Source organism: Thermanaeromonas sp. DSM 22490 (assembly GCF_056378755.1).
The window spans coordinates 23,984-31,352 of sequence record NZ_JBJHHE010000026.1 but is presented as its reverse complement, the minus strand read 5'-3'; the positions used below and the strand labels follow the sequence as shown (position 1 = coordinate 31,352).

General features: G+C 55.0%; 5 protein-coding genes. 3 read left to right on the top strand and 2 right to left on the bottom strand.

Features of this window, described 5'->3' with window-relative positions:
* Nucleotides 1-144: 144 nt before the first annotated feature.
* On the top strand, nt 145-750 hold the full coding sequence (locus tag AC1BI1_RS13135) for a class I SAM-dependent methyltransferase (protein WP_476717758.1): 606 nt from the start codon (nt 145-147) through the stop codon (nt 748-750).
* 145 nt (nt 751-895) lie between these two features.
* On the opposite strand, the gene AC1BI1_RS13130 is transcribed toward AC1BI1_RS13135, so the two are convergent.
* Both AC1BI1_RS13130 and AC1BI1_RS13125 read right to left on the bottom strand, forming a co-directional pair.
* Nucleotides 896-2,053 (bottom strand): pyridoxal phosphate-dependent aminotransferase, encoded by a 1,158-nt coding sequence (locus AC1BI1_RS13130; protein WP_476717760.1) that lies wholly within the window; start codon nt 2,051-2,053, stop codon nt 896-898.
* Nucleotides 2,054-2,863: 810 nt separating this feature from the next.
* Nucleotides 2,864-3,220, bottom strand: coding sequence for a helix-turn-helix domain-containing protein (locus AC1BI1_RS13125; protein WP_476717757.1), 357 nt, complete (start codon nt 3,218-3,220; stop codon nt 2,864-2,866).
* 144 nt (nt 3,221-3,364) lie between these two features.
* On the opposite strand from AC1BI1_RS13125, the gene AC1BI1_RS13120 reads away from it, so the two are divergent.
* Both AC1BI1_RS13120 and AC1BI1_RS13115 read left to right on the top strand, forming a co-directional pair.
* A complete protein-coding gene (locus AC1BI1_RS13120; RefSeq protein ID WP_476717756.1) occupies nt 3,365-3,610 on the top strand; it encodes a helix-turn-helix transcriptional regulator in 246 nt (81 codons plus the stop codon).
* Between the two features lie 210 nt (nt 3,611-3,820).
* Entirely contained in the window at nt 3,821-7,297 is a 3,477-nt protein-coding gene (locus AC1BI1_RS13115) for a hypothetical protein (RefSeq protein ID WP_476717755.1), read from the top strand.
* The last annotated feature ends 72 nt before the right edge of the window (nt 7,298-7,369 follow it).

Sequence of the window (7,369 nt, the reverse complement as noted above, 5' to 3'; positions counted from 1 at the left end):
AGGTAATTAGTGGTATTTACCTTGAGTGTCCTAAAATTTCGTTATCCTTGAACCGTTTTGGTCAACAGTCTCCTAGGAGAAAAGTCAATCCAAGTAGGATATAATAGGATATATTAAAAAATATAGCTACGAGGTGGTGAAGGGGTGGATAAAAATCTTACAGAGATAATTAAAAAGCGTTACAACCGCACGGCCCTCTTTTATGACTTTATGGATAGGATGATTTCTCCTCGTTGGCGAAGGCTTGTCTGGCAGGAGGCTTACGGCCGGGTGCTGGAGGTGGGAGTGGGTACAGGGGCTAATTTCTCTTTTTATCCGCCTGATTGCCAGGTGACGGCCATAGACTTTAGCCCGAGGATGCTGGCCCGGGCCAAGCAAAAGCTTTATCTGGCGCGGGCCCCAGTGACGCTACTGGAGATGGATGTGCAGCAACTGGATTTTCCCGCTGCCAGTTTTGATACGGTCGTAGCCACTTTCGTTTTTTGTAGTGTCCCTGACCCGGTGCGCGGATTACAGGAAGTACGCCGGGTGTGCCATCCAGAGGGAAAAATTGTTTTATTAGAACATGTCCGCAGTGAAAATGGGCTTTTCGGCCCCCTTATGGATGTCCTAAATCCCCTGATCGTGTACCTTATCGGCTCTAACATTAACCGCCGCACAGTGGAGAATGTAAAGAAAGCGGGAATAAAGCTGGAAAGGGTGGAGAACCTGGCAGGGAAAATAGTGAAGTTAATTATAGGGAGGCCTTGATGTAAGGGATCATAGTTTCATTTAAAGGTTTTAAATTTCCTGGGTGAATTATCCCAGGGCAGAGGGTGCGAAAATTGGTACAGAAGCTGCTGGACCTACCACGCGCTAAAGCAGTAAGAGAGCAGCTGGCTCAGTTTTGATATCGTTATCTAGCTGTTTCTGCCTTCTCCCCAAGAAAACTTTCCAGCCGATCCAGCCCCTTCTTTATATTCTCCAGAGAATTAGCGTAGGAAATGCGTAAATATCCCTCGCAATGGCGGCCGAAGTCGATTCCGGGGGTTACAGCTACCCCCGTTTTTTCTAATATTTCTAGGGCAAAGGCGTAAGAGTCCCCTGTGTATTTCTTTACGTTGGCCAGGGCATAAAAAGCTCCGGTGGGTTCCACCAGGGTAGCCACCCCCATAGCCTTAAGCCTCCTCAGGAGATAACGGCGGCGTTCATCGTAGATTTGGACCATTTTAGCTACGTGTTCGTCACATTCCCGCAGGGCGGCAATAGCGGCGGCTTGCACAAAGGAACCTGCGCATATGAAAAGATTCTGCTGTAGCTTCTTCAGGGCGCGGACAAATTGAGGCGGGGCTATCACGTACCCCAGGCGCCAGCCGGTCATGGCGTAGAGTTTGGAGAAGCCGTTGATGACAAAGGCGCGGTCGGTAAATTCCAGGATGGTATGCTCCCGGCCTTCATATACAAGCCCATGATATATCTCATCAGAAATAATGTAAGGACCCAGGCCTGCCAGAGCTTTTAGTTCGGCTGCTGTAAAGACGGTACCGGTAGGATTGGCCGGGGAATTCACCATGATAGCCTTAGTCCTGGGGCTTAAGCGGGAAAGGATATCCTCTACCCGGTATTTAAAGCCGTCTTCTTCCCGCACCGGTACAAAAACCGGTCTACCCTCGACATAACGGATAAAATTGGGATAACAGGCATAATGGGGATCGGAGAGGATCACCTCGTCCTCCCTTTCCAGGAGCACGCTCAAGGTTAACAACAATGCTGGCGAGGTACCGGAAGTGACCACTATCTGATCGGGCGACACTTTTACACCGTACTTGCGCTGGTAGTAACGGGCTATTTCTTCCCTGAGCTCCGGTTTTCCCAAGCTGTGGGTGTAATGGGTATCTCCCTCCTTTAAAGCGCGCCAGGCCGCCTCTTTAATGGGTTCCGGTGTGGGAAAATCGGGCTCGCCGATTTCCAGGTGAACAATGTCTGCTCCCCGCGCCTCCATCTCTTTAGCTTTTTCCAGGATGTCCATAACGATAAAAGGTGGCATTTCCCGGGCTTTACGGGCAATTTCCATCTCCCGCTTGCTCAAATTATCTCACCTTCTTTTATCATTGAACATTGTTTTTTCGCTCAAGAAGAGGGCAAATCCTGCTAGTTAGGGAAAAAACGAAGAGAAAAATACACTGAAGGACTTCTATTTGATGGATACCGGCCAGTTCCGACGGTTGGGAGAGACAGGGAATTACCGCTATTGTTCTACTATAGTTATAGGAGCCGCAACTGCCAAACCCAATTTTTCTTTGTTGGCCACCCCCTCATGTCCGGTCACGCTCCCAGATTTCCCAAAGCCATTTAGAGGAATTGACCAGGCTGGTAATGGAGGACAGTGAAAGATAGAGCGGTCATGCCATAGTTGGCGGGTATTCCAGACCGGAGCGGATCAAAAGATACCCAGAAGAAAAACATACTGTGCCTGCTCCCTGCTCTTGTTGCGGGCAGCTTAGGGTATGAGACGGGAGCGGGCAGATGGGCGTAGACAGGACGGGACGCGGGAAACACGAAAATAATTGAAGGGAAAGGCTGGGAACCCAGCCTTTTTTCGTTTGCGAATCTCTTGAACGTGGCAGTAACTGGTTGCAGGGCTATGCTACGCAGTGACCGTCCTTAAACCACTGTTGGGGTAGGGAAAAGGCGTAGGTCCTGTTATAATTCGGATAATTTGGAAAATATCAGGGATAGCCACTCACTGCAGACAGGGATAACGGTGTCCTGATCTACGGTCATGTCGTATTTCTGCTGGGGACGTGCTGTCAAACTCGACGCCGAAAAAGTCATCTTGCGTCTTCTCGAGAAATAACCATCAGTACCTTTTCTCTCAGACTTCTTACCTGCCGTCACCACAAGCATCGTCCGGGATCTGGAGCGCCACGATAAAGGCCGCGATGTTCTTCGCTGGGACACCAGTCCGCTCGGCCAAGAGCTTCACCAGCGGGTCGGAGACCAGGGAACAGTAGGAGGCTAAAGGCAACGGAGTGGTGGCTTCGGTGACGCCCACCAGTTCGTCCAAGGAAACACCGAAGAGTTGGCTGAGCTTTACCAGTGTCTCCAGGCTGGGCTGTTTCGCCCCGCGTTCCCAGTTGGCTACGGTGGAACGCTCTACGCCGACCATCCTGGCCACATCGTCCTGCCGGAGGCCCATCCTCTGGCGAAGCTGTTTTAAACTATCTCCGAATTGGATCATGATAGCCACCTCCAATGGGGTTTAATGTTTCTAATAGAAACCTTACTTTTCCTCAACCCCATTGACAAGTTTCCAAAAGAACACATATAATGTTTCCAGATGGCACATGAGGTAACTATAGTAAGCCCATAAAGGAGGCAGCCAATGCGCAATAGCCTGCGCAAGGCCCGCCTCGGGGCAGGTCTGACCCAATCCGAGGTGGCCCGGCGGGTCGGTCTCACGCGCGCTTCTTACACAAATATCGAAAGGGGGCATAAAAATCCGTCGGTAGTAACCGCCCTGCGCATCGCCCAGGTTCTCAACCGGCCTGTGGAGGAACTCTTCTCCGATGAGCCCGCTACCGGCCAGGCTGCAAAGCGTGGGGCGAGGGCGACGCTGGACAAGGGTTAGGCGGGCATCAAGGTTTGGTTGCCGCCGGGGATAAATATTGCCATTTCTGACGCAAATTATGCTTCTCTAAAATGACTTGCCCTGAGCGCACCGGCGTGCCGCCGGACGGGCCGTGTGCCAAGCTGTGCAACAGAACCCCGGGGGAGGTGGTAGCAGGGGAAGAGAGGAAAGGTACACACCTAACGCCTAGAAAATTTTTCAGCGAGGAGGGTGATGGATAACGTGAGTATGATCGCTCTAGGTAAGTATCCTAAGAGTGCACGCAAAGTTATTTCCATCATTGCGGTGCTCGCCTTGCTCGTGGCGCTTCTGCCAGCCGTGCCGGGGATGGCGGGCCAGGTGGGCAACGTCAGCGTCACGGCTGACAATTTCAAGGCCGGAGCCACGAGCGTCAACTACACCGTTGCTTTCGCCGCCACGAGTGGTTTAGAGCCGGGCGATGAGATCACCGTGGTCTTCCCCACCGGCTACGACGTAACTTCTGCGTCCGTTACCGAGATAACCTATGATGGAAAAACCTATCAGCCGGCGGGAACATCGTTGGGCAACATTATTAGAGTCGGTATCCCAGCCGAGCTGACCGTTCCCGCGGGCGGCGAGGTGGCCGTGAAGTTTGGCGGAGTCAATAACCCCACTAAAGCGGGCAGCTACCAGTTCGCCGTGAGGACCACTGTGGACACGACCACGGCCTACGGCAGCGTTACCATCGAACCAGCCGTGGCGAAGAAGATCGTAATCACCGAGCCGCAGAACGGAGCTAAGTTCGTCGCCAACCAGGTTGTACCGATTAAGCTCGCCATCCAGGACGAGTACGGTAACCTGACCACGATGAATAGCAACTTGACGGTAACATTTACTCTCATAGAGGACACCGCCACCGCCAATGGTAGTGCCAAGCTCTACTCCGACTCCGCGACGACCCAGGAGTTAACCGGTAATGAGCTCGTTATCGCTTCCGGCGATACCGGCGGTACCGCCTACCTGAAGGACACGGAGGCGGAGGGCGTAACCATCGAAGTAAGGAATGACAAGAACCTGGACAACCCGAGTGCTATCAGTATTACTGTTGACCCATACGGCACTTTGGCCAAGCTGGTGTTCGTCCAGCCGAGTACCCAGCTCACAGCGGGAGATCCCGTGGACTTCACCCTCCAGCTCCAGGACGCCTACGGCAACCCGTTCCCTGCCGATAAAGATTACACTGTAACCCTGACCGCTTCCGGCGCCAACGCCGACACGGTAACATGGAGCGGTGTCACTCAGGATCCGGAAGACAAGCTCAAGGCCACCGGCAAGATTAGCGCGGACAATAGCGAGGTCTCCTTCACCTTCGGTGACACCAAGGCATCCGACAAGGTGACCATCACAGCCAGCATTGAAGGCACATCGCTTTCCGCCACGGCGGAATTCAAGATTGTGCCCGATGCCAATGATCACTTCGTGGTCAATGTAGCCGACGCCTATCCGGCTACTAAAGATGTGGAGATCAACTCCGACCAGCGTGCGGCGGTAACCGTCGAGGTGCAGGACCAGTACGGCAACCCGGTGCCGCAACCGGATAAGGGTCTTGCTGTAAACTTTGTGTCCAATTCTGATACTGGTAACGCTAAGTTCTACGAGACCGCCACAAGCGACACGGATACTGAAACAGTAACCATCCCTGCCGGCAAGTCCAGCGTGACCGTCTACTACTACGACAAGTTGCGGCCCGAGGACGGCGTGCAGAAGGACATTATGATTACGGCTACTGCCGATAGCATTGCTGGCAGCTCAGGCGTTATCAAACTCATGGGCCCGCGCCCGGAAAAGTTTGAGATCGCCGGCGATGATTCCGTCGAGGTCTACCTGCGCCTGCCCTTGACCATCAAGCTGCTGGACCAGTACGGCCAGCCCTATACCGGGACCCAGGACACGACCGTGAACCTGACGGACAACAGGGGCGGCGAGTTCTACACTAGCCTCGTCGGCGGGACCAAGGTTGACAGCGTGACCATTGCCAAGGGGGCGAGCGAGGCCACCGTCTACTACCGGCCCACGAGTGTTGGGACGAACACGGTTACGGCCACTGCTCACGTGGGAGTACAAGGAACGACCGGTTTTGACGTTCAGGGCACCAAGTCCGTCACCGTGCGCCCGGCCGGCCAGGTGGCAAACGCGCTGAGCCTTACCGTAGCTCCCCTCATCATCAAAGCCGGAACGACCGGAGCGGTGACGGTTAAGGTGACCGACCAGTACGGCAACCCGGTCGCCCAGAGCGCCGACCTCGTCGTAACCCTGAAGGCCAACTCGCCGACCGGCAAGTTCTACGACAAGGCTGAGGGCGGGACCGAGATTAGCTCCGTGACCATCAAACAGGGCGAGAGCGAGGCCACCGTCTACTACTACGACACTAAGGCCGGCGAGCAGAAGATAACGGTCAGCGCCCCTGGCCTCGACCCTGCTGAGGGTACCATCGACGTCGTTCCTGCCGAGCCGGCGAAGATCGCCGTTGAAGCGGACGGCTCGGTGGTGGTGAACGAGAGGGCGAAGATCACATTCACCGTCGTGGACCGGTTTGATAACCACGTGGTTGTTGATGGTTCGTCTCTCACCCTGGTGTTGAGCTCCTCTTTAACCACCGGCCGGTTCGAGGACGAGAGTGGCAAGCAGATCACGCAGGTCACTATCGAGGAAGGCACGAGTTCTGCCACTGCCTATTACAAGGACAGCCAGCCGGGTGAAGTGACCATCACGGCCAAGACCACCGGTCTGGAAGGCTCCGCGATGGTGGCGGTGCAGTCGGTACCGGCTCCGGACTCCACGCCGCCTGGCGAAGTGACCAACCTTGTGGTATCCCCGCAGCCCGGTGCTGGAGTATTCGGCATCAGCTTTACTGCACCGTTTGATCAGGACCTACGTGGGATGGCAGTGTACGCGACCGTTTACGGCAGCAACGATTGGGACCAGGTGAAATTCGAAAACGGTACGATTTATAATTGCCAACCCGGTAGTTCTGTAGACATCACGGTCCAGGTTCCCGGCAACCTCGTCCTCGGCAGTGACAGGGTCCAGTTCAAGGTAGTGACCGTTGACCTGTCTGGCAACAAGTCCCAGGGTGTCGTTGCCGACAACAACGGCCAGGGCTATCCGGTACTGGCTTACTGGGAGCTGACGCCTGGTCCAAACGGCTGGAGAAGCTTCTCCGTGCCGGTGCAACTCGCCGGCGGCCAGAAGCTGCTGGGCGACGTGATCGACTTTGATAAAGTGGACATCGCCTATAAGTTCGACGCGGCTTCCCAGCAGTGGGTACAGGTCACCGCGGACAACAACACCCTCCAGCCCCTCGAGGCGGTCTACGTTAAGCTGAAGGATTCCGTTCTGGCCGTGATCAGGCCGACCACGGTGCCGACCAACCCGCCGGTAAGGAACTTAGCAGAGGGCTGGAACCTGGTTGGGTTCACAGACGAGCGCGGAATTCACGGAGCCCTGAGTTCTGTCCAGTGGTTGTGGAGGGTGGCTGTGAGTCCTGCTGTTAATCCCGATCCGTGGGCGGTAACACTGGGGCAGTCGGTGGTAACACCGGGGCAACAGGAAGCTTGGTACGTGAAGGCACACTATGGCTACTGGGTCTACATGGATGCGCCTGGCAAACTGGCCGGCTTCAGCAGCACCCCGGTAACGGTCGGCACGTACCCGTATCAACGCTAGGCGTACAAATGGTGCACCGGCCGCGTTAAGGGCCGCGCTTCCAGGCGCGGCCCTTTACGCAGGCCCTCAATG